Raw genomic sequence first — 22,177 nt, forward strand, 5'->3', positions numbered from 1 at the left:
ATGCGCCGAGAACTCGGCTAAAAGCGGCGGCTGACAAACGTTTCGGACGGATGGATCGATGACCGGAAGCAGGATTTTGGTGACGCTGACGCTGCTGGTTGCGATCGCGGCCGTTTCGGCCTGCGGCAGGAGGGGCGCTCTCGACACGCCCTATGAGGCGGCCGTACAGGCGCGCAAGGATGCCTCGAAGGCCCACCAGCCCGTGCCGCCGGAGCCGGAAAAACCGGTCAAGGACAAGAAATTCATCCTCGACCCGCTGATCTAGAGCCGACGAGAGCCGGGCCTTCCAACCCGATCTCATCGCGCCCCAACTTCCGGAACCACTCTCGTGAACCATTTCGACTACCGCGACGGCGTGCTCCATGCCGAGGACGTGGCGATACCAGATATCGCAGCACAGATCGGCACGCCATTCTACTGCTATTCGACGGCCACCCTGACCAGGCACTACCGAGTGTTTGCCCAGTCCTTTGCCGGGCTCGACACGCTTGTCTGCTACGCCATGAAGGCCAATTCCAACCAGGCCGTCCTGCGGACGCTGGCCAAGCTCGGCGCCGGCGCCGACGTGGTTTCGGAAGGTGAATTGCGCCGGGCGCTGGCCGCCGGCATTCCGGCCGGCAAGATCCTGTTTTCGGGCGTCGGCAAGACCGCGCGCGAAATGGACTTTGCCCTTGCCGCCGGCATCCTCTGCTTCAACGTCGAGTCCGAGCCTGAACTCGAGCTGTTGTCGGCGCGGGCCACTGCCCTTGGCAAGGTGGCGCCGATCTCGCTGCGCATCAATCCCGACGTCGACGCCAAGACCCACAAGAAGATCTCCACCGGCAAGGCCGAGAACAAGTTCGGCATCCCGTGGCAGCGGGCGCGGCAGGTTTATGCCCGCGCGGCAAAGCTTCCCGGCATCAGGATCACCGGCATCGATACCCATATCGGCAGCCAGATCACCGAGCTGCAGCCCTTCGACGATGCCTTCGCCCTGCTTGTCGATCTCGTCGGCGCGCTGCGGGCGGACGGCCATGCCATCGAGCATATCGATGTCGGCGGCGGGCTCGGCATTCCCTACCGCATCGACAACAACCCGCCGCCGCTGCCCGACGCCTATGCCCAGATCGTCAGGAAGCATGTCACCAAGCTCGGGCTGAAGGTGATGTTCGAGCCTGGCCGGCTGATATCAGGCAATGCCGGCATCCTCGTCTCGGAAGTGATCTTCGTAAAGGAAGGCGACGCCAAGAACTTCCTCGTCGTCGACGCCGCAATGAACGATCTCATCCGGCCGACGCTCTACGATGCCTTCCACGACATTCGTCCGGTCGTGCAGCCGCCGGCCGATACGCCGCGCATGATGGTCGACGTGGTCGGCCCGGTCTGCGAGACCGGCGACTATATCGGCCTGGACCGCGATCTGCCCAGGCTGAAGGCCGGCGATCTGATTGCCGTCTCCACCGCGGGCGCCTATGGCGCGGTGCAGGCCGGCACCTACAACACCCGCCTGCTGGTGCCGGAGGTGCTGGTCGACGGCGACCGGTTCCACGTCGTGCGCCCACGCCCGACCTATGACGACCTGATTGGGTTGGATTCCATGCCCGACTGGCTTGCATAGAAGCGCCGGAAACACACCTACCCGTCACAGGGAGCGAATCATGACGAACGGCATCACCGTCACACGCGAGCGCATTGCCGCGATGGAACCGCGCATCCGCCCCTATATCAGGCACACGCCGGTGCTGCGCGTCGACATGGCCGACTTCGACCGGCCGCCGCTGGCCGTCGACCTGAAGCTCGAATGCCTGCAGCATTCCGGCTCGTTCAAGGCGCGCGGCGCTTTCACCAATCTCCTGGAGCGGCCGGTTCCCGACGCCGGTGTCGTCGCGGCATCGGGCGGCAACCATGGCGCGGCCGTCGCCTATGCCGCCATGCGGCTGGGCCATAAGGCGACCATCTTCGTTCCCGAGGTGAGCCCGGCGGCCAAGCTGGAACGGATCCGCAGCTACGGCGCCGAGCTGATCGTCGGCGGCGCCCGCTATGCCGAGGCGTTGGCGGCCAGCGAACGTTTCGCCGAGAAAACCGGCGCCTTGCAGATTCATGCCTTCAACCAGGAGGAAACGCTCGTCGGCCAAGGCACGCTCGGGCTCGAAATCGAGAGCGATTTGCCTAAGATCGACACGCTGCTGGTCGCTGTCGGCGGCGGCGGCCTGATCGGCGGCATCGCTGCCTGGTTTGCCGGCCGCATCCGCATCATCGCCGTCGAGCCGGAAGGAGCGCCGACGCTGCATCGCGCCTTCGAGGCCGGACACCCCGTCGACGCACCGGCCGAGGGCATCGCCGCCGATTCGCTGGCGCCAAAGCGCGTCGGCGAAATGATGTTCCCGATCGCCGAGGCCTTTGTCGAACGCTCGATCCTGGTCAGTGACGACGACATCATCGCCGCGCAGAAGGCGCTGTGGAACCGGGCTCGCATCATCTCCGAGCCGGGAGGTGCGGCCGCCTTTGCCGCGGTCCTGTCCGGCCGCTATGCGCCGGCGGCGGGCGAACGGGTCGCCGTACTGGTCTGCGGGGCGAATGCAGACCCCGCTACCTTCTAAAGGGGCCCACCAACTTCTGAAGGGTATGCAGGATGGAACGATAGCGGCCACTTCACGTTTTTCCGAACTGCCTCGCCTTTGCCGTGTTTGCTGGTATTCTTTGAGTCGTGAGGCGTCGGGCTATCCTGCCCGCTCCACAGCATGATCCCGAAAAGTGAAATCCCTTTCGGAACAGATCATGCTCAAAGGGATAGGGCCGCATCCCGGTTTTCGGGATGCAATAGGCTCAAGGAAGGGCCGATGACGCAACGACCCACCCTCAGCAGCGATCGCGGCCTCGCCGGGCGCCTGGCCATGAGCCGGCTGGCGACGCGGGTCTCGATGATGGTCGAGCGCGGCTGGCCGTTGCTGCTTCCGCTCGTCATAGTCGCCAGCCTGTTCCTCAGCATCTCCTGGCTCGGGCTGTTCTCCCGGCTGCCGGATATGGCGCGCATCGGCCTGATCGCTGCTTTTGCCATAGCGGCACTGGCCGCGCTCTATCCGCTGCGCTTCTTCCGCCTGCCGGGCGCCGCCGAAATTGACCGCCGCATCGAGGCCGCCAATCAACTGTTGCACAGCCCGGTGCTGGTGCAGACCGACCGGCCCAGCGGCAGGGAAAGCAGCTTCTCGCAGGCGCTGTGGCGCGAACACCAGAAGCGCATGGCTGGAAAGCTCGACAACCTTGGCGCCGACCTGCCGCGCACACGCGTGCCGGAGCGCGACCCCTGGGGGCTGCGCGCGGTGGCGGCCCTTTTGCTCGTTACCGCCTTCGCCTTCTCCTTCGGACTGACGGGCGGCAGGATCAGCGACGGCTTCAATGCCCATGGGACGCGCGATATCGTGCCGCCGCGCATCGATGCATGGGTGACGCCACCGGCCTATACCGGCAAGCCGCCGATCTTCTTGACCGCCGACGCAAACCAGGCGATCCCGACCTTTACGGTTCCCGAAGGCAGCGACGTTTCGCTGCGCGTGACGGGCGGCTCGGGCGAGGAAACGCTCGGCTATGCCGACAAGAATGGCAACGCCCGCGTCATCGACCCCGCTGCGCCGCAGACCGCCGCCAAGCCGGCTGCAAGCCCGGCGACGCCGTCCAAGGTGCGCCAGTTCACCAGCAAGCTGACCGGCGACGGCACGCTGACGCTGACGTCGGGCGAGGAACAGCTCGGCCGCTGGGCCTTCGCGGTCATATCGGACAAGCCGCCGCAGATCCGCTTCGTCGGCGAGCCCAAGCGCGCCGCCAATGGCGCCTTCGAGCTAAACTACCAAATCGACGACGACTATGGCGCCGCCACCGCCAAGGCGGTGTTCGCGCTCGCCGATCCGCAGGCGCCGAATGCGCGTCCGCTGTACGGTGCACCTGAAATGCCGCTGACGCTGCCGCGCCGCGGCGGCAAGTCGAACGCCGCCAGGACCTCCAAGGACCTGACCGAGCATGTCTGGGCCGGCAGCAGCATTAAGCTGACGCTGGTCGCCACCGACGATGCCGGGCACACCGCATCGAGCCAAACCAAGACGCTGCTGATGCCGGAGCGGCCTTTCGCCAATCCGCTGGCACGCGCCGTGATCGAACAGCGCCGCCTGCTGGCGCTCGACGCCAACGCCAAGCCGCGCGTGCTCGACCTGATGGACGCCATCACGCTGCGGCCGGAAGACACGTTCGACAATATGTCCCACTACCTCGCCATTATGAGTGCCCGCACCCGGCTGAAGATGGCCGAGAGCGACGATCAATTGCGCAGCGAGGTCTCCTATCTCTGGGAAATCGCGCTCGGCATCGAGGAAGGCAATCTTTCGGCCGCCGAAAAGCGGCTGCGCCAAGCGCAACAGGCGCTGCAGGACGCCATCAAGAATGGCGCCAGCGACGCTGAAATCGAAAAGGCGATGAAGGAACTGCGCGAGGCGATGAACCAGTTCCTGCAGGAATTCGCGGAGCGCGCCAAGCAGAATCCCAACGCCCCGCAGATGCAGCAGAACGGCCAGGAACTACGCCAGAGCGACATCGATCGCATGATGGACCAGATCGAAAACCTGGCGAAGTCCGGAGATCGCGACAAGGCCCAGCAACTGCTGTCGCAACTGCAGGACATGATGAACAATCTGCAAGCCGGCCGTCAGCAGCAAGGCGGCCAGCAGGACAGCGAGATGCGCCAGCAGATGGACAAGCTGGGCGAGATCCTGCGACGTCAGCAGGAGATGATGAACGAAACCTTCCGCATGGATCAGATGCAGCGTGGCGAGCGCCAGCGCGGGCAGAACCGTGACGAGCAGCTCGGCGAAGGCGGCCAGGATGAGGACAGACCCGGCGTCGGCGAAGACCGCGATCCGCTCGCCCGGCAAAAGCCGATGACACCCCAGGAATTCGCCGATGCGCTGAAACAGCTGCAGCAGGGCCAGGGCCAACTGCAAAGCGACCTCGAGCAGCTGAAGAAAGGCCTCGAAGGCATGGGTATGGAGCCCAATGAAGGATTTGGCGAGGCCGGCAAGTCCATGGGCAATGCCGAACAGGCACTCGGCGAGGGCGAAGGCGATGCGGCCGTCGGTCATCAGGGCCGGGCGCTGGAAGCGCTGCGCAAGGGCGCCAAGGACATGATGAAGCAGATGCAGGCCATGCAAGGCGACCAGGGCGGCGGCGAGGAAGGCGGCCGCCAGCAGAACGCCGATCGTGATCCGCTCGGCCGGCCACGCGCCAGCACGGGTCCCGACTTCGGCGATTCGGTGAAGGTGCCCGACGAGATCGACGTGCAGCGTGCCCGCCAGATACTGGAAGCGATCCGCAAGCGGCTCGGCAATGCGCTCAGCCCTGACATTGAACGCAGCTATCTGGAACGGCTGCTCGAGCTGAAATAGAGCAATTCCACGAAAATTATGAAGCGGTTTTCCGTCCGGAATTGCTATAAAACAAAGGGATTGCCGTCCGCCATCCCACCTGAAAACCCTCTCGCACGGTTGCACCACCATGCCCAGACTTGGCGCCGTCACACCCATCCTGCGCATCTTCGACATTGCCAAGGCACGTGAATTCTACGTCGGCTTCCTCGGCTTCGAGGTGCAGTGGGAACATCGCTTCGCCGACGACGCGCCGCTTTACATGGCGGTCGGCCGCGACGGCTGTGTTCTGCATCTCAGCGAACATCACGGCGACGGTGCACCCGGCATCGCCGTGCGCATCGAGGTCGAGGACATCACGGCTCTTCATGGCGAACTGATTGGCAAAAACTACCGCTTCGCCAGGCCGGGCGTGGAAGAGACGCCTTGGAAGACCCGCGAGATATCGGTCGCCGATCCGTTCGGCAACAGGCTGCATTTCTACGAGGATGCCGCCGGCTGACTGAGCCTGTTGACGAAGGCTTCGCGGATAGCATCCTGCATGCCGTCGATCGCCTCGCCTGACGCATTCGGGTTGCGGTGCATCACCACGTTCGAGGAATCGATGGCGCCGAATCCGTCTGCCGTGGTCAGTTCACGACAGCCGTCCGGAATGTTGCTGCGCGAAATCGGCGCGATCGCCAGTCCGGAGGTGACGGCGAGCTTGAGGCCGCCGGTGGTGTCGCTGGTATAGGCGACACGATAGGCAAGATCGCGCTGCTCCAGTGATTTGATGGCAAAGTCCTTGCACCAGCCGGCCCGGTTGTAGAGCGCGATCGGCACCGGCTGTTCCTCATGCATATGGTGCAGGGTCGACGTCACCCACACGGTCGGGTCCTGCATCAGCACTTCGCCGCCGGCAGGATCCTGCCATTCGAACACCACGCACAGATCGAGCTCGCCGGCAGCGAGCGCCGCCATCTGCGCCCCGGAATGGGCATAGCGCACGGTGACCTCGACCTGCGTATGACGCTTCGAAAAAGCGCCGAGCGCGCGCGACAGGATGGCGTGGCCATATTCCTCCGGAATGCCGATGCGGACCGGCCCGCCAAGCGGCGCTGCCGCCATCGATGCCGACGTCTCGTCGAGCAGCGAGACAATGCGGCGGGCGTTGACGATGAGTTCGCCGCCGCGCCGCGTCAACGCGACGCCGCGCGAACCGCGCTCGAACAGGCTGGCGCCGATCAGCTCTTCGAGCTTCTTCATCTGCATCGACACCGCGGACTGGGTGCGGCCGGCCTGCTCCGCCGCCTTGGTGAAATTGCCGGTCTCGGCAATCGCCACGAAGGTGCGCAGGAGATCGCTGTCGAGGGTCGGCCGCATGAAATCCGCCATAAGGGAATTTGATTGCTGGCATCATTCCAATTCGTTTGCAACATGTCAAATGGCGGACGATAGTCGCCTCACCCATTGGATATGCGGCTGCGAAATCAGCCGCGGACCAATCAAGAGTCCTCACTCGTGCCCGCTGCCCGAAACGGTGGCGGGTTCTTTTTACGCCGCAGGCGACAGCTTCGGACCGTACGCGCAGGAGCCTGGATGCAGATGCAGAATCGGATGGTGGGCGGCATCCTGAGCCTGTGCCTCGGCGTGCTGATCTTTTCGCTGCAGGATCCGCTCGTCAAAGCCGTGTCGAGCGGCTATCCAGTGACCGAGGTGATGGCGATCCGCTCGATCGTCGCCCTGCCGATCCTGATCGTTCTGGTCCATGCCGACGTCGGCCTGCGGGCGATCCAGTCGAAGCGATTCGGCATGCTGACGGTGCGCGCCTTCATCCAGTTCACCTCCTATACGATGTACTACCTGGCCATCGCCGCCTTGCCGCTTGCCGATGCGGTGGCGCTCTATTTCATGGCGCCGCTGTTCATCATGGTGCTGGCCGGGCCGTACCTTGGCGAGCGCGTCTCCTGGCAGACACTGGCAACCGTGCTGATCGGCTTGTTCGGCGTCCTCGTGATGCTGCGTCCCGGCGCAGGGCTGTTCGACTGGGCAGCGCTGCTGTCGCTGGGCTCGGCGGCGCTCTATGGTTTTTCGCAGCTGATGGCCCGCAAGATCGGCGATACTGAATCGTCCACCGTCATGGCCTTCTATCAGAACGGCGCCTATCTGGTCGGCGCCGCCGTGGTTGCCGGGGCATTTCACCTGGCCGGCATCACCCACGCCGTCCACCCGAGCCTGGAATTCCTGGTACGGCCCTGGCTGTGGCCGACGCTGCCCGATTTTCTCAAGATGGCGGCCTGCGGTTTCGTCGCCTCCGCCGGCATGATCCTGCTGTCGCAGGCCTACCGGATGGCGCAGGCCAACCGCGTTGCCACTTTCGAATACACCGGCATCCTGTGGTCGCCGCTGTGGGGTTTCCTGTTCTTCGCCGAGGTGCCGCGGTCGACGACCGTCATCGGTGCCGCCTTGATCATCGGCGCCGGCCTGCTGGCGCTCAACACCGAACGGCGTAAAAGCCCCCCACCCGTGCTCGCTGCCACCGATCCAGCCTGATCAGGCGAAGCAGATCAGCGCCCGTTCGACGCGCGAGCGGATTTCGGCCAGCGTGAAGGGCTTCTGCACGACATCGAGGATGATGCCGTTCAACTCCTCGGCGCGCTCGCGCTGGTCGGCATAGCCGGTCATCAGCACGATCTTCATCGCCGGAAACAATGCTGCCGCCGCGATCGCCATCTCGATGCCGTCCATCTCCGGCATGCGGATATCGGAGACGACCAGATCGTAGCCGCCACGCGCTGCCTTGATCTGCGCAAGCCCCTGCGCGCCGTCCGCCGCGATATCGATTGTGTGCCCGGCGCGTTCAAGCGCGCGGGCGGCCAGGGTGCGGACGGACTCATCGTCCTCGACGATCAGAAGCTTTGCCATGGCCGGCATATTTGGCCGCGAAAAGTTGACTTTTCCTGAAAGCCCCCGAGCAATTCAGGAAAAGTGTGAGACGGTTTTCCGGGAAAAGCGCATAGCGCTTTCCCTTGGGAATTGCGTCAAAACAAAAAACTAGAGCGGTTCGGCGTTTTCGTGAAGCGGCGAACCGCTCTAAGCATCAGCAAACCTTTTTGATGCCGCTCAGACATCCCCTTTGACGACACCGACAAACGGCAACTCGCGAAAAGCATGCGCGACATCCATGCCGTAGCCGACAACGAAATAGTCGGGGCAGTCGAAGCCGACATAGTCGGCATTGAGCTCGGTCTGGCGGCGCATGCGCTTGTCGAGCAGCACGGCGATCGAACAGCTCTTGGCGCCCCGCGACAACATCAGCTCGCGGGTAAAGCTCAGCGTCTTCCCCGATTCGAGAATGTCGTCGATCAGCAGCACGTCGCGGCCGGCGACCTCATTGTCGATTTCGCGCAGCACCCTCACCTCGCCGCTGCTGGTGCCGGCGCCATAGCTGGAGATGAAGATGAATTCGACCTCCGGCGACAGGCCGACATCATGCATGGCGCGGATGAGATCTGCGGCGAAGATGAACGAGCCCTTCAGGACCGAGATCACCAGCAGATCGTGATAGTCGTGGCCGGCAATCTCCTTGGCGAGTTCCAGATTGCGCCGCGCGATCGCCGATGCTGAAAACAGAACCTCGATGTCCTTGCCGCGTACGATGGGCATTGATGGTCTTCCCCGGTGATCGCCTATTCGGCGAAAGTGACCGACACGGTCTTCACACCGTTTCTAGGCACGTCGAGCCGGCTGGCAAAGCCGAATCTTTCGCCAGAGGCCAGCGAGCGGCCGGATGTCCCCAACGTATAGCGGGTGGTCTGCCCGTCATTGCCAGTCACCCGGATTTCAAGCGGCGGCAACTGCGTCGGTTTCGCACCGTCATTGACGGCCTCGCCATCGACGAACAGTGCGGCGTTCGGCCCGGTAGCGTCGACGCGTGACGTGACGCCCGAAATGCTGAGCGCCGACGCCTGCGCGCTGGACAGGAACGGCGCCTGGCGCACCAGCGCGTGCCCGCCGGAGACCCAGAACGCGGCCAAGGCAGCGCCGATACCAGCGACCCAGAAGATCGGTCCGCCGCGCGAGGCCGGTAGCCGCTCCGGTGAGGCTTCGGGCTTGCGCAGCATGTCCATGCCTTCGATGGGCGGCGTGACGATCGCGCGCGGCAGCGGCGAAACGCTTTCCACCGCAGGCGCAAGGCGCGGCATCACCACGTAGTCGGCATCGACGATGTCGGCGGCCGAACCACGCATGAACCTGTCCGCTGCGGCAATTGCCGCCGGATCGGTCATGATTTCGCCGGAAACCGGGCGCGCGGTTCGATCGTCAGCCATCATGGCCCCAGCATTGCAGCACGTGTTCGCTTTTCGTTTCTTTTGCGTAAACACAAATGGTTAACGCTTCCCCACCGGAGCCCTCGTGACGAGCCGAAACAGCCCAGAAATTAACCGCCGGTTAACCATGCCGGCCGATGGTCTTTATCTAGAACAGGCCGGCTCGCCGCCGTGCCGAAATTCAGGTCGTCGAAATTGATTCGTTTCGAAAATGTCGGCCTCCGCTATGGCATGGGTCCGGAAATCCTCCGCGACATCTCCCTGCACATACCGGAGCGCTCCTTCCAGTTCCTGAGCGGGCCTTCGGGCGCCGGCAAGACGACCTTGCTGCGCCTGCTGTTCATGTCGCTGAAGCCGACGCGCGGGCTGATCACCATCTTTGGCAAGGACCGTTCGCGCATCTCGCGCACCGAATTGCCGCATCTGCGCCGCCGCATCGGCGTGGTGTTCCAGGATTTTCGCCTGCTCGACCACATGACCACCTACGAGAACGTCGCGCTGCCGCTGCGCGTGCGCGGGCGCGAGGAGGCGAGCTACCGCACCGATGTCACCGAGTTGTTGAAGTGGGTCGGGCTGGGCGAGCGCATGCACGTGCTGCCGCCGGTTCTGTCCGGCGGCGAGAAGCAGCGCGCGGCGATCGCGCGGGCGCTGATCGAGCAGCCGGAAATCCTGCTCGCCGACGAACCGACCGGCAATGTCGATCCGCCGCTGGCGCGACGCCTGCTGCGGCTGTTCATCGAGCTCAACCGGCTCGGCACCGCGGTGGTGATCGCCACCCACGACCTTGGCCTGATGGAACAGGTCGACGCGCGCCGCATGATCCTGGCCGGCGGAAGGCTGGACATCTATGACTGAACTGTCCGCCGAACATTTTGTGGAACGGGAGCAGGACGCCGAGGCGACCGAGGCAAAGCCCCGCGCCCAGCGCAGGATGGCGCCGATCGTGCCGGCGCAGAACATCGCTGGCCGGGCACTGGTCCTGGTCATCGCCATCATGACCTTCCTGTCCTGCCTGACTTTCGGCGCGGTGACGCTGGTGCGCGACACAGCGTCCGTCTGGGAGAACCAGATTTCGCGCGAGGCGACCATCCAGATCAAGCCGGTCGACGGGCTCGACATGGAAGCAGCCCTTACCCAGGCCTCCCAGATCGCCGGTGAATTCCCTGGCGTCAAGACGACCCGGATCATCGACCGCGAGGCGACCGCGAGGCTCCTTGAGCCCTGGCTGGGCTCGGGGCTCAACATCGACGAATTACCCGTGCCGCGCCTGATTATCGTCACCATCGACGAGAACAGCCCGCCCGATTTCGCCGCCATGCGCGCCGCGATCACGCCGAAACTGCCGAGCGCATCGCTCGACGATCACCGCACCTGGGTCGACCGGCTGGTGGCGATGGCCCGCACGACGGTGACCATCGGCATTGCCGTGCTGGCGCTGATGCTGTCGGCGACCGTGCTGACCGTGGTGTTCGCGACGCGCGGAGCCATGGCCGGCAACGGTCACATCATCGAGGTGCTGCATTTCGTCGGCGCCGAGGCACGCTTCATCGCGCGCGAATTCCGCCGGCATTTCCTGGTCACCGGCATGAAGGGAGCAGCGGCTGGCGGTGCCGCCGCAGTGCTCGTGTTCATCGTCTTTTCCTGGTGGTCGTCGCGCAATATGGCGACGCCGCAGGCCGACCAGGCGACCGCCCTGTTCGGCAATTTCGCCATCGGTTCGGCAGGCTATCTCGGTGTCGTGTTGATGGTGCTGGTGATCGGCGGACTGACGGCTGCCACGTCCCACGCCACCGTGGTTGCCTATCTCAGCGACATCGATGTCCGCCAACCGGATGCAGGCTAATTCATGTCGCCCAAAAGTGGGAACCGGTTTTGGGACAACGCCATGGATAAAACAGGGTGATCACGGATGGAGAATTCACGTAACGCAAAGTGCGTCTTTTACCTACCCAAAGCCGCATTTCAGGATTAACCATATGGCGATGGACGCGCGGGATTCGACCGGTACGGCTGGGCAGATGCCAGTGGTGGTTGCCCGTTCGCATGACCGCCGCGCTGTGAGCCGTCTAAGAGCCGCGTTGCGCCTCTCGGCTCTGTCTCTGCTCATCCTCGCTACGTTGTTTGCCGGCGGTTTCGGCTGGTTCGCCAACAAGGTAAGCCATCTGACGACGCCCGCCAATCCGGCCAGGGCGGACGCGATCATTGTCTTGACCGGCGGCCAATCCCGCCTCGATGCGGCGATGGATCTGCTGGCGTCCGGCAAGGGCGAACGGCTGCTGATCAGCGGCGTGCACCCTTCGGCCAGCCGTCGCCAGCTGCAGTCAGCGACCGGCGGCGACAAGAAGCTGTTTTCCTGTTGCGTCGACATCGACCGCGCCGCGCTCGATACGATCGGCAATGCGGAGGAAAGCGCCAAATGGGTCGAGAGCCACGCCTATGGCACGGTGATCCTCGTCACCAACAATTATCACATGCCCCGCAGCCTGCTGGAAATGGGCAGGCTGCTGCATGGCGCCAAGCTCGAGCCCTATCCGGTGGTCAATTCCAACCTCGACAATGGCGGCTGGCTGACCAAGCCGCGGGCATTGCGCGTGCTGTTCACCGAATACAACAAATATCTGCTGGCGCTGGCGCGCGGCATCGTGCCGGTCAAGCCGACGCCTAACGGCATCGCACTGGCCGAAACCGCGGCCGGCGGCTGATTATTCCCCTGCGGCCGCGCCCGAATTTCCCCTGAGCCGTGCGATCTCCTGCTCAAGGCGTTCGATACGCTTGTCCCGCTCTTCGAGTGCCGCCGCCACGTCGGCCGCCTCGAACCGTTGCGGGATATGCTGCGGGCAATTGGCATCCCAGGCCGAGACCGTGAACAGGATGACCTGCTCGGGGCGCGCCTTGTAGTCTTGCGGCATCAGTTTCGCCATCAACTCGGCGTCACTCTCGAGACCCGCGCCGTGCCCCAGATCTTGATGCGCTGGCGGTGCATATAGTCGATCAGGAACAGGAACGCCCTTGGATTGTCGGCCAGATTGCCCTGCGTGATGAACTGCCGGTTGCCGGCAAAATCCGCGAAGCCGATCGTGTGTTCATCCAGCACCTTGAGGAAGCCGGCGGGTCCGCCGCGATGCTGGATGTAGGGCTGGCCATCGCCATTGGCCGTCGACAGGAAAACGCTGGTCTGCATCTCGATGAAGGCGGCAAGGTCAGGGGTGATGACAGCTTGCCAGCCGCCACGCTCCTCGACGCGGGCATAGGACTGACGCGAGCCCTTGCGTGCCTGGATCGCCTTGACGGTCGGCGTGAAGGCGACGTCGCTGGTGAAAGCATGCGCGTTCATCGAAAGCCTCCTGGAATTGCTCTAAAGCCCGAGTTCCGACAGTGTTGGGTGATCGTCCGGCCGCCGGCCGAGCGGCCAGTGATATTTGCGGTCAGCCTCGCCGATCGGCAGGTCGTTGATGCTGGCGATGCGCAGGCGCATCAGTCCATGTTCGTCGAATTCCCAGTTCTCGTTGCCGTAGCTGCGGAACCATGAACCGCTGTCGTCGTGCCATTCATAGGCGAAGCGCACGGCGATGCGGTTGCCGTGGAAGGCCCAGACCTCCTTGATCAGACGATAGTCAAGCTCGCGGCTCCATTTGCGTGTCAGGAACGCCTGGATGGCATCGCGCCCTTGCAGGAATTCGGCCCGGTTGCGCCAGCGACTGTCCATTGTGTAGGCAAGCGCGACCCGTGCCGGATCACGGGAGTTCCAGGCGTCCTCGGCCATGCGCGCCTTTTGCGCTGATGTCTCTGCGGTGAAGGGCGGCAGTGGCGGCCGGGCTTCGGACATGGCAACTCCTTTGCGAGGCCATGCTGCAGGCAGGCCGATACCCAATATAAAGCCTTCCATCCTTCCAATGCAGATGGCATATTTGCAACTCATCCTTCCATTTTCCGGAAGAAGTTATGGATCGTCTCGAAGCCATGTCGCTCTTTGTCGCCGCGGTGGAGGCCGGCAGCCTTTCCGCGGCCAGCCGCCGTTTCGGCATTCCGCTGGCGACGGTCAGCCGCAAGATTTCCGATCTCGAGCGCCATCTGAACACACGTCTCCTGAATCGCTCGACGCGACGGCTGACACCGACCGATGCCGGCCAGACCTATCTTGCCGCCTGCCGCCGCATCCTCGACGACGTCGGCGAGGCCGAACGCACGGCAGCCGGCGAATACAGTGCTCCGACCGGCGAACTGGCCATCACCGCGCCGGTCGTCTTTGGCCGCCTGCACGTGCTGCCGGTCGTCACCGGCTTTCTCGCAGCCTATCCCGACGTGGACATCCGCCTGATATTGGCAGACCGCATAACCCAGCTGGTCGAGGACCATTTCGACCTCGCCATCCGCATCGGCCGGTTGCCCGATTCGAGCCTGGTCGCCATGGGCGTCGGCGCGATCCGCCGCGTCGTTTGCGCCAGCCCCGCCTATCTGGCTGAACACGGCACGCCGATCACCCCGGAAGATCTGGAAACACACGATTGCATCACCTTTGAGGGACTTGCTTCCGCCGCCACCTGGAGCTTCATCAAGGGCAAGGCAGAAATCCCGGTTCAGGTCCATTCACGGCTTCAGGTCAACACCGCCGAAGCGGCCATCGATGCGGCGATTGCCGGCGTCGGGCTCACAAAAGTGCTCTCCTACCAGATCGAGGCCGCGCTGCGGTCCGGCATGCTGCGCGTCCTGCTGGAGGAGTTCGAGCCAAATCCATGGCCGGTAAGCCTGGTGCATGCGGGCCATGGCCTGCTGCCGGTGAAGCTGCGTGCCTTCCTCGATTTTGCCGGCCCGCGCCTGAAGGAGCGGCTGGCGCGGCTGAAGTAGCGGAACCGGGTCTCCCCAATCGGCGACCGCTTTCTTCGTCGGTCAAGGCGCCCTGCGGCCATTTCCTTTTTCCCCGCGCTTGGTGTAACCAACGCTCACCTCCTCACCGGGCCTCCCCCATGCTCTATGCCAGATCGCTGACGTTCAATTTCGTCTTCTACGTCAACCTGATCGTCCAGATGATCCTCTGGACCCCCTATTATTTCCTGTCGCCCCGTCACCGCGCCTGGTTCGTGCCGAAATTCTGGTCGCGCACCTCGATGTGGCTCTTCGACAAGATCGCTGGAACGAAGAGCGACATCACTGGCCAGGAAAACCTGCCAGCAGGCTCGTTCATCCTGGCGCCCAAGCACCAGTCGTTCTGGGACGCGATCGCCTTCTTCCCCTTCCTCCAGGACCCGCTCTACATCTTGAAACGAGAGCTGACCTGGATCCCGTTCTTCGGCTGGTACATCATGAAGATGCGGATGATCCCGGTTCACCGCGGCAGCCGCTCGAAGGCGCTGAAGGCCGTGGTCGCCGCGACCAAGGAGGAGATGGCGCGCAACCCTCGCCAGCTGATCATCTATCCCGAGGGCACACGCCGGGCACCGGGCGACGAACCGGCCTACAAATACGGCATCGTCGAAATCTATGCGCAGCTTGGCGTTCCGGTGGTGCCGGTTGCCCATGTCGCCGGCCTGTACTGGCCGCGCCGGAAATTCCTGCGCTACCCCGGCACCATCAAGGCACGCTTCCTGCCGCCGATCCCGCCCGGCTTGAGCAAGGACGAATTCATGGCCCGGCTGATCGGCGAGACCGAGGCTGCCTGCGACCAATTCCTGATTGATGTGGCGCGCGGTCCGAGCCCGCCTGCCTTGCCTCCGACAGCGGTGAAAAGGCTGCAAGAGCTGGACGCGGCTGAAAGAACCAAAGCCTGAATCGGAAGTCTCCGGCCGACAGTTCTCAACCGAACACGGCCGGCGTGGTGGTCAACACCAGCGTCGCGGCAAAGACCAGATTGATGATCCGCGAGGCCGCCGGCCGGCGCAGGAAGCGCGCGAACGATGCTCCCACGACAAGCCACAGAGCATGGATGGCAACGATCATCAGGGCGAGAGCCGTCAGCTTCAGCCATGGACCAAGCTCAGTGGCGCCCTGTTTGGACGAAGCACCGGCGAACACGGCGGCGATCGCCACATAGGCCTTTGGATTGGCGACCGCGAGAAGGAATCCAGCCAGCCATGTTGGACACGAAGCCTCGGCGCCGCGTGCTGCCATGGGCGGCGCCGTGGCGATCTTGAAGGCGAGATAGAGGATGTAGGCCGCGGAAGCGAAAGCCAGCAACGGCGCCAGCCTCGGCATCGCGGTGAGCACCGCCACGACCCCGGTCGCGACAACCAGAAGCACGGCGATCGTGCCCAGTATGATTCCCCAGGCATAACCCAGCGAGCGGCGCAAACCGAAGGCAGCGCCAACGGCGGTAACGCTTATCGTCGCCGGTCCCGGGCTGCCCATGATCACCAGGGCGGCAAGCATCAGCGCGAGAAGTTGTCCCCAAAAATCCGGCTGCGAAAGAAGCGGCTCAGCCATTTTATCCTCTGTCCTGCCTTGCGCGAAGAGACGGTATGGCAGGACCAGAGGGGCGTCTTGGACGTTCGTGCGAGGCGTCGCGACTGAGCTTCAGCCGCTCGCTCTGTCGAGTTCGGCCATGTCGTCGGCGGTCAGTTTCAGCGACGCTGCCCTGATCAGGCTGTCCATCTGTTCAGGCTTGGTGGCGCTGGCGATCGGCGCGGTGACGCCCGGCCGAGCGATAACCCAGGCAAGCGCCACTTCCGCCTGCTTGGCCGAATGCCTTGATGAAACCGCGTCGAGTGCCGCAAGGATGCGCATGCCGCGCGCATTGAGATAGTCCTTCACCCCGCCGCCACGCGGGCTTTGACCGAGATCGGCTTCGCTGCGGTATTTGCCGCTGAGGAAACCCTTGGCCAGGCTGAAATAGGTGATGACGCCGATGTCCTCGGCCACGGATAGATCGCGCAACGGCCCATCGAAGGACGAGCGATCGTAAAGATTGTATTCCGGCTGCAGCACCTCGTAGCGCGGCAGGCTGCGCAAGCTCGCCACATCGAGTGCGGCACGCAACTGGCCGGCGTCGAGATTCGAACAGCCGGCATAGCGGATTTTGCCCTTGGCGAGCAGCTTCTCGTAGGCGCCAAGCGTTTCTTCATAGGGCGTTGCAGGGTCCGGCCAATGCGACAGATAGAGATCGATAAACTCGGTCTGCAGCCGCTTCAGCGATGCATCGACGGCCTTTTCGATGTATGCGGCGGACAGGTCCTTGTGCCCCTGCCCCATATCCGAACCGACCTTGGTGATCACCACGACCTTGTCGCGATTGCCACGGTCTTTCATCCATTTGCCGATGATGTTTTCCGATTCACCGCCTTTGTGGCCGGGAACCCAGCGCGAATAGGCATCCGCCGTATCGATGGCGTTGAGGCCGGCGCCGACGAAGCGGTCGAGCAGGTCGAACGAGGTTTTCTCGTCGGCGGTCCAGCCGAAGACGTTGCCGCCCAGAACCAGCGGCGCGATGGACAGGTCGGTGCGACCGAGACGACGTTTCTGCAAGGCGTATCTCCGGGATGATTGGGGCGGGCAAATGGCGCCCGCGGGCTGAGAGTCGGAGCCTAACCTAGGTCTTGCCTGAACGAGGTCAAAGGCCTGGCCGCCTTTTTCCGCAGAGCCAGCTTCACAAAGGCGCGACCTGCCTGGCGACATCCTCCAGCCAGTGGTCGCGGATGCCCAACGCCTCGAGATGCTCAAGCGTGCTCAGCACATAGTCCTCGTTGTTGCCGGACTGGCCGACCGCGCCGCGCACCACGGCCGCCGCATCCGCCGCGTCGAGCGCTCCGGCATATTGCTCGTGGTGGCGGTCGACAATGTAGACCACCGCGTCGACCGTACCGCCCCCGTCGAGGCGAATCTTGAGCATGCGCTCCAGATAGACATTGGTGACCAGTTCGCGCTCGCGAAGATAGGCCATGACCTCGTCGTGCAAGTCGCCGGGAACGCGGAATGCGAGGCCGACGCAGGACCCGCCACGGTCGAGGCCGAGCACCAGCCCCGGCCGCTCGCGCGTTCCGCGATGCACGAAGGAATAGACGCAGAGCGAGCGCCGGTAGCCATGCAGGCGGGCACGCTGTGTTTCGACATGCGCGAATCCCGGCCGCCAGATCAGCGAGCCATAGCCAAACACCCAAAAATCGCCCATATCGCCGCGCCTGATTGCAAAAGATGCCAACACCGAACCGGACCGGTGTTTTTTCCGCCCGTCCCGTCTAACTATTCGTCTGTCTACCTGGCGGAATCGCCTACCCGTCCGCAACACCCATGCGTTAACGAGAGCCAAAGCATGACGTCAAGTGACGAACGCCAGCCGAACAAACGTCGCCGTGTGGTCTGGCTTGCAGCATTCATCGTCGTGCTGTTCGCCCTCTACAGCGGCGGCTGGTTCTATCTGGCTGACCGCGTCAGGAGCGAAGCCGACAAGGCGGTTGCCACGCTCAACAAGAATGGCGTCGAGGCCGGCTGCGGCAATCTCCAGGTCAGCGGCTATCCCTTGAGCTTTACCGTCTCCTGCGACAACCTCGCCTATGAGGACGATGCCAAGAACATTGCGGCTTCAGCCGGCAGTTTCAACGCAGCCGCCCAGATCATCCAGCCTCTGTCGCCGGTTGCCAATCTGCGCGGCCCGCTCAGGACCTCCGTTCCGGACATGGTGCCGCTGTGGATAGACTGGGACAATCTGCAGGCCAATTTCAAATTGTGGTGGCCGCTGCCGCAGCGGATTTCGCTGGAGGCAGAGGGCCTTTCCGGCCAGACCGACCCGGCCGACGACACCGATCCGGTGCAACTGTTCAGCGCCGGCAAGGCATCGGGTCAGTTGCAGCCCAACGGTGAGGATATCGACTATCTCGGCAGTTTCGGCGATCTCGAGATCGACCCCGACGCAATTGGCGGGCGCGTGCTTCCGGCGCTCGATGCCAGTGGCGACGTCACGCTGAAGAACGGTGTCGCGTTGATCGGCACGCAGGTGAAGAGCCTTCGTGGCCAGGCGATCGAAATCCGCAACCTCGACCTGTCGTCGGGGACGGCGCGCGTCACCGTTTCGGGACCGCTCTCGGTCGATGCCGAGGGCCTGATCAACGCCGATCTGATGATCAGGCTGAAGGACCCGAAGGCGGTGGCGGCCATTCTCGGCGCCGCCATACCCGAGCAGAAAAGCCAGATCGAGCAGGGCTTTGCTGCCCTGGCGGTGCTCGGCAACGAACCGTCGATGCCGCTGAAGGTGGTCAGGGGCAAGGCCTCGCTCGGCTTCATTCCGCTGGGCAAGATCAAGCCGGTGGAATAGCGCTGCGATGGCAAGACCCGTGAAGCTGCTGAGCGTTGGCGCTTTGACGCTGGACACCATCCTGCGCGTCGAGACGCTGCCCGTGCATCAAGGCAAGTTCATTGCCTCCGACGGCGTCCAGATCGCCTCGGGCATGGCCACGAGTGCTGCCTGCGCCGCGCATCGCCTGGGGGCCGAGGTATCGCTGTGGGCGAGCGCGGGTGACGATGCCGTCGCCGACCAGCTCATCGCCGGCATCGAGGCCGAAGGCGTCGATTGCACCTTTGTGCGCCGCGTCAGAGGCGCCCGCTCGGCGCTGGCCTCGATCCTGGTCGACGCGTATGGCGAGCGCATCATCGTGCCGTTCTATGACGGGCTTGCCCAGGCCGATCCCGAAGCCTTGCCGGTCGCCGACCTCACGGCATTCGACGCCGTACTGGTCGATGTCCGCTGGCCAGGTGCGGCAGCCCTTGCCCTGAGAGCGGCGCGCGCCCTCGGCCGGCCGGCAATCCTCGATGCCGATACCGCACCGTTGCAGATCCTGGAACAGCTGTTGCCGCTCGCCACGCACATCGTCGCTTCGGAAACGGCGGCGCGCATTGTCTGCGGCCAGGCGCTCGATCCGGAAACGGCTTGCGCCGATCTCGCCAGCCGCACCGACGCTTTTGTCGCAGTGACAGGCGGCGCGGCGGGCAGTTGGTGGCACGACCGTCGCGCAGGCTGCGTGCGCCATGTCGCGGCACCGAAGATCAAGGCGATCGACACATTGGCCGCCGGCGATGTCTTTCACGGCGCCTTCGCCGTCGGGCTGGCGGAAGCCATGCCGGTCGAGCAGGCTTTGCGCTTTGCCAGTGCGGCCGCCGCGCTCAAATGCCTGCGCTTCGGCGGCAGGCTTGGTGCGCCGAACCGGGCCGAGACGCTGGCCATGGTTGCGCAGACCTGGCCAGCCTGAAACTGACTTAGCCCTTCGCGGGATGCTCGACGGCCTGGCGACCGAAATCGGGCACGTCGATGTCCTGGCCGGCCTCGATGATCGAGCGGCGCACAGCGCGGGTGCGGGTGAACAGGTCGAAGAGTTTTTCGCCGTCCCCCCAGCGGATCGCGCGTTGCAGGGACGCCAGATCTTCCGAGAACCGCGCCAGCATTTCGAGGATGGCGTCCTTGTTGTGCAGGCACACATCCCGCCACATGGTCGGATCGGAAGCGGCAAGACGCGTGAAGTCGCGGAAGCCGGAAGCCGAATATTTGATCACTTCGGACTTGGTCACCGACTGCAGATCGTCGGCGGTGCCGACGATGTTGTAGGCGATGATGTGCGGCAGGTGCGAGACGATGGCCAGCGTCATGTCGTGATGCTGCGGGTCCATGGTATCGATGTTGGCGCCGCAGCGGCGCCAGAACTCCGACAGCCGCTCCAGCGCGTCCGCGTCGGTATCGGGCAGCGGCGTGAAGATGCACCAGCGATTGTCGAACAGGTCGGCGAAGCCGGCGTCGGGGCCGGATTTTTCCGTGCCCGCCAGCGGGTGGCCGGGAATGAAATGGACGCCTTCAGGGACATAAGGCTGCATCTGCGCGATGACAGACGCCTTGGTCGAGCCGACATCGGTGAGGATCGCGCCCTTCTTCAGCGCCGGCGCGATTTCCTCGGCCACCGCGCCGGATGAGCCGACCGGCACCGAAATGACGACTAGGTCGGCATCGCGGACCGCCTCTTTCGCATCGGTGGTATAGCTATCGCCGAGCCCGAGTTCCTCGGCTCGCGCCAGCGTCGCCGCACTGCGCGTTGATATGGCCACGTGACGGGCCAGCCCCTCGCGGCGGATGACGCGGGCCAGCGACGAGCCGATCAGGCCGATGCCGACCAGCGCGATCTTTTCAAACATCGGTGATGTCATGGCGTTCTAGCTTTTCAGAAATGTCGTGAGAGCGGCGACAACGCCGCGATTGGCTTCTTCGGTGCCGACGGTCATGCGCAACGCGTTGGGAAAGCCATAGCCCGAAACGCGCCGCAATATATAGCCGCGCGCCGTCAGATAGTCGTCCGCCGCCGCCGCCGAATGCTTCTGATCGTCAGGAAAATGAACGAGGACGAAATTGCCGACGCTCGGCGTTACCCGCAGCCCGAGCTTTGTGAATTCCTCGCTCAGCCAGGCCAGCCAGGTCTCGTTGTGCGCCACGCTGCGCTCGACATGGGCGCGGTCGCGGATGGCTGCGATACCGGCCTCGATCGCCGTCGCATTGACGTTGAAGGGACCCCGCACGCGGTTGATGGCGTCGACGATATGCATCGGCGCATACATCCAGCCGATCCGCGCTCCGCCGAGGCCGATCTTGGAGAAGGTACGGGTCATCACCACGTTCTGGGCAGCACCGACCAGCTCGATGCCGGCCTCATAGTCGTTGCGGCGGACATATTCGGCATAGGCCGCGTCTAGCACCAGAAGCACGTGCCTGGGCAGGCCGGCATGCAGGCGGCGCACCTCCTGGAAAGGCACATAGGTGCCGGTCGGATTGTTGGGATTGGCCAGGAACACGATCTTGGTGCGCGGCGTGACGGCTGCGAGGATGGCGTCGATATCGGCGCGCTCGTCTCTTTCCTTGATCGTCACCGGAACGGCACCTGCCGACTGGATGTAGATCTTGTAGACCATGAAGGCGTGTTCGGTGATGACAGCCTCGTCGCCGGGCGCCAGATAAGTCTGCGCCAGCAGGCCGAGGATCTCGTCGGAGCCGTTGGAGCAAATGATGTTCTGCGGGTTGAGACCATGCACCTCGGCGATCGCTTCGCGCAGCCGCCTGGCGGTGCCATCTGGATAGACGTCGAGCTTTCCGGCAATCTCGCGCGCGGCTTCGATCGCTTTCGGCGAGGGCCCTAGCGGATTCTCGTTCGAGGACAGCTTGTGAACCTTGGCGACGCCCGCGGGCGCCGTGCTCTTGCCCGGCACATAGGCGTCTATGTCCATGATGCCCGCGCGCGGGGTTGGACGTGCCTGGTCCGGTGTCTGGCTCATGTCGCAAAATCCGTCGAGAACGCTTCCTGAGGGAAGCCGCAGCGGAAATACAAGCCGTGGCCTGCAATGTCGAGAGGCGACAGCCACCGCCCAAGGCTGGCCGTTGACGCCGGCGCGCCACAGCCCTAGAAGGGGAGCGGACTTCCGTGGTGATTTGGCCGGTCGGCTTGCAGCCACGTTAAACAACTTGCTAAAGGGCCGTTTGCATCCTGTAACCGGCTTTGCAACCGCAATGCCGGTTTTTTGTTGTCC

The 22,177-nt window shown here is 64.0% G+C and carries 23 protein-coding genes, 1 pseudogene and 1 riboswitch; of the genes and pseudogenes, 13 read left to right on the forward strand and 11 right to left on the reverse strand.

Annotated elements, in window-relative coordinates:
- Positions 1-58 precede the first annotated feature (58 nt).
- The 5 genes from lptM to NKH97_RS20835 all read left to right on the forward strand — a co-directional run bounded on the left by lptM (position 59) and on the right by NKH97_RS20835 (position 5,889).
- Entirely contained in the window at positions 59-265 is a 207-nt protein-coding gene (gene lptM / locus NKH97_RS20815) for an LPS translocon maturation chaperone LptM (protein WP_023811112.1), read from the forward strand.
- 63 nt (positions 266-328) lie between these two features.
- Complete coding sequence (lysA, locus tag NKH97_RS20820; RefSeq protein WP_352441727.1) at positions 329-1,597, forward strand: diaminopimelate decarboxylase; 1,269 nt, start codon at positions 329-331, stop codon at positions 1,595-1,597.
- 40 nt (positions 1,598-1,637) lie between these two features.
- Positions 1,638-2,579 (forward strand): threonine/serine dehydratase, encoded by a 942-nt coding sequence (locus tag NKH97_RS20825; protein ID WP_352441728.1) that lies wholly within the window; start codon positions 1,638-1,640, stop codon positions 2,577-2,579.
- Positions 2,580-2,819: 240 nt separating this feature from the next.
- Positions 2,820-5,408 carry a TIGR02302 family protein gene (locus tag NKH97_RS20830; protein WP_352798692.1) on the forward strand — a complete coding sequence of 863 codons (2,589 nt, stop codon included), beginning with the start codon at positions 2,820-2,822 and terminating at the stop codon, positions 5,406-5,408.
- Between the two features lie 109 nt (positions 5,409-5,517).
- Entirely contained in the window at positions 5,518-5,889 is a 372-nt protein-coding gene (locus NKH97_RS20835; RefSeq protein ID WP_352441730.1) for a glyoxalase superfamily protein, read from the forward strand.
- Here the strand turns inward: NKH97_RS20835 and NKH97_RS20840 are convergent.
- Positions 5,868-6,749, reverse strand: a complete 882-nt coding sequence (locus tag NKH97_RS20840) for a LysR family transcriptional regulator (protein WP_023811107.1) — start codon at positions 6,747-6,749, stop codon at positions 5,868-5,870. The two genes, NKH97_RS20835 and NKH97_RS20840, sit on opposite strands and share 22 nt — an antisense overlap.
- A gap of 222 nt (positions 6,750-6,971) precedes the next feature.
- Here NKH97_RS20840 and NKH97_RS20845 point away from each other — a divergent pair, with 222 nt between their 5' ends.
- Positions 6,972-7,919: a DMT family transporter gene (locus tag NKH97_RS20845; RefSeq protein WP_352441784.1), complete on the forward strand. Its 948-nt coding sequence runs from the start codon at positions 6,972-6,974 to the stop codon at positions 7,917-7,919.
- Here the strand turns inward: NKH97_RS20845 and NKH97_RS20850 are convergent, their stop codons facing one another.
- The 3 genes from NKH97_RS20850 to NKH97_RS20860 form a co-directional block, all read right to left on the reverse strand.
- Positions 7,920-8,291: a response regulator gene (locus NKH97_RS20850; RefSeq protein WP_352441731.1), complete on the reverse strand. Its 372-nt coding sequence runs from the start codon at positions 8,289-8,291 to the stop codon at positions 7,920-7,922.
- Positions 8,292-8,489: 198 nt separating this feature from the next.
- On the reverse strand, positions 8,490-9,032 hold the full coding sequence (gene hpt, locus NKH97_RS20855) for a hypoxanthine phosphoribosyltransferase (RefSeq protein ID WP_352441732.1): 543 nt from the start codon (positions 9,030-9,032) through the stop codon (positions 8,490-8,492).
- Between the two features lie 23 nt (positions 9,033-9,055).
- Complete coding sequence (locus tag NKH97_RS20860; RefSeq protein ID WP_352612750.1) at positions 9,056-9,700, reverse strand: hypothetical protein; 645 nt, start codon at positions 9,698-9,700, stop codon at positions 9,056-9,058.
- Positions 9,701-9,892: 192 nt separating this feature from the next.
- Between NKH97_RS20860 and ftsE the strand changes: the two genes are divergently transcribed.
- From ftsE to NKH97_RS20875, 3 genes are all read left to right on the forward strand, one after another.
- Positions 9,893-10,552, forward strand: a complete 660-nt coding sequence (ftsE, locus tag NKH97_RS20865) for a cell division ATP-binding protein FtsE (protein WP_010911739.1) — start codon at positions 9,893-9,895, stop codon at positions 10,550-10,552.
- Entirely contained in the window at positions 10,545-11,540 is a 996-nt protein-coding gene (locus NKH97_RS20870; RefSeq protein ID WP_027038121.1) for a cell division protein FtsX, read from the forward strand. Before ftsE ends, NKH97_RS20870 begins: the two co-directional genes overlap by 8 nt.
- A 133-nt stretch (positions 11,541-11,673) precedes the next feature.
- Positions 11,674-12,399: a YdcF family protein gene (locus tag NKH97_RS20875; protein WP_352798697.1), complete on the forward strand. Its 726-nt coding sequence runs from the start codon at positions 11,674-11,676 to the stop codon at positions 12,397-12,399.
- On the opposite strand, the pseudogene NKH97_RS20880 reads toward NKH97_RS20875, so the two are convergent.
- Both NKH97_RS20880 and NKH97_RS20885 read right to left on the reverse strand, forming a co-directional pair.
- A pseudogene (locus NKH97_RS20880) lies at positions 12,400-13,031 on the reverse strand (pyridoxamine 5'-phosphate oxidase family protein). It lies immediately after the preceding gene.
- Positions 13,032-13,052: 21 nt separating this feature from the next.
- Positions 13,053-13,523 carry a nuclear transport factor 2 family protein gene (locus NKH97_RS20885; RefSeq protein WP_352631955.1) on the reverse strand — a complete coding sequence of 157 codons (471 nt, stop codon included), beginning with the start codon at positions 13,521-13,523 and terminating at the stop codon, positions 13,053-13,055.
- A 116-nt stretch (positions 13,524-13,639) separates the two neighbouring features.
- On the opposite strand from NKH97_RS20885, the gene NKH97_RS20890 reads away from it, so the two are divergent.
- On the forward strand, positions 13,640-14,542 hold the full coding sequence (locus NKH97_RS20890; RefSeq protein WP_352723182.1) for a LysR family transcriptional regulator: 903 nt from the start codon (positions 13,640-13,642) through the stop codon (positions 14,540-14,542).
- A 119-nt stretch (positions 14,543-14,661) separates the two neighbouring features.
- Positions 14,662-15,462, forward strand: a complete 801-nt coding sequence (locus tag NKH97_RS20895; protein WP_023811098.1) for a lysophospholipid acyltransferase family protein — start codon at positions 14,662-14,664, stop codon at positions 15,460-15,462.
- Positions 15,463-15,487: 25 nt separating this feature from the next.
- On the opposite strand, the gene NKH97_RS20900 is transcribed toward NKH97_RS20895, so the two are convergent.
- The 3 genes from NKH97_RS20900 to NKH97_RS20910 all read right to left on the reverse strand — a co-directional run bounded on the left by NKH97_RS20900 (position 15,488) and on the right by NKH97_RS20910 (position 17,795).
- Positions 15,488-16,114, reverse strand: a complete 627-nt coding sequence (locus tag NKH97_RS20900; RefSeq protein WP_128304661.1) for a LysE family translocator — start codon at positions 16,112-16,114, stop codon at positions 15,488-15,490.
- Between the two features lie 90 nt (positions 16,115-16,204).
- Positions 16,205-17,152, reverse strand: a complete 948-nt coding sequence (locus NKH97_RS20905; protein WP_352723186.1) for an aldo/keto reductase — start codon at positions 17,150-17,152, stop codon at positions 16,205-16,207.
- A 121-nt stretch (positions 17,153-17,273) separates the two neighbouring features.
- Positions 17,274-17,795: a gamma-glutamylcyclotransferase gene (locus NKH97_RS20910; RefSeq protein ID WP_127295979.1), complete on the reverse strand. Its 522-nt coding sequence runs from the start codon at positions 17,793-17,795 to the stop codon at positions 17,274-17,276.
- A 141-nt stretch (positions 17,796-17,936) separates the two neighbouring features.
- On the opposite strand from NKH97_RS20910, the gene NKH97_RS20915 reads away from it, so the two are divergent.
- Positions 17,937-18,935 carry a DUF2125 domain-containing protein gene (locus tag NKH97_RS20915; protein WP_023811094.1) on the forward strand — a complete coding sequence of 333 codons (999 nt, stop codon included), beginning with the start codon at positions 17,937-17,939 and terminating at the stop codon, positions 18,933-18,935.
- A gap of 7 nt (positions 18,936-18,942) precedes the next feature.
- Entirely contained in the window at positions 18,943-19,866 is a 924-nt protein-coding gene (locus NKH97_RS20920) for a sugar kinase (RefSeq protein ID WP_023811093.1), read from the forward strand.
- 7 nt (positions 19,867-19,873) lie between these two features.
- Here NKH97_RS20920 and NKH97_RS20925 read toward each other — a convergent pair whose 3' ends face one another.
- Positions 19,874-20,809 (reverse strand): prephenate/arogenate dehydrogenase family protein, encoded by a 936-nt coding sequence (locus tag NKH97_RS20925; protein WP_023811092.1) that lies wholly within the window; start codon positions 20,807-20,809, stop codon positions 19,874-19,876.
- 6 nt (positions 20,810-20,815) lie between these two features.
- Complete coding sequence (hisC, locus tag NKH97_RS20930) at positions 20,816-21,925, reverse strand: histidinol-phosphate transaminase (RefSeq protein ID WP_023811091.1); 1,110 nt, start codon at positions 21,923-21,925, stop codon at positions 20,816-20,818.
- 136 nt (positions 21,926-22,061) lie between these two features.
- Positions 22,062-22,139, forward strand: a riboswitch (SAM riboswitch).
- The last annotated feature ends 38 nt before the right edge of the window (positions 22,140-22,177 follow it).

The organism is Mesorhizobium sp. M0870 (assembly GCF_040319775.1).
Taxonomy (GTDB): Bacteria; Pseudomonadota; Alphaproteobacteria; order Rhizobiales; family Rhizobiaceae; genus Mesorhizobium.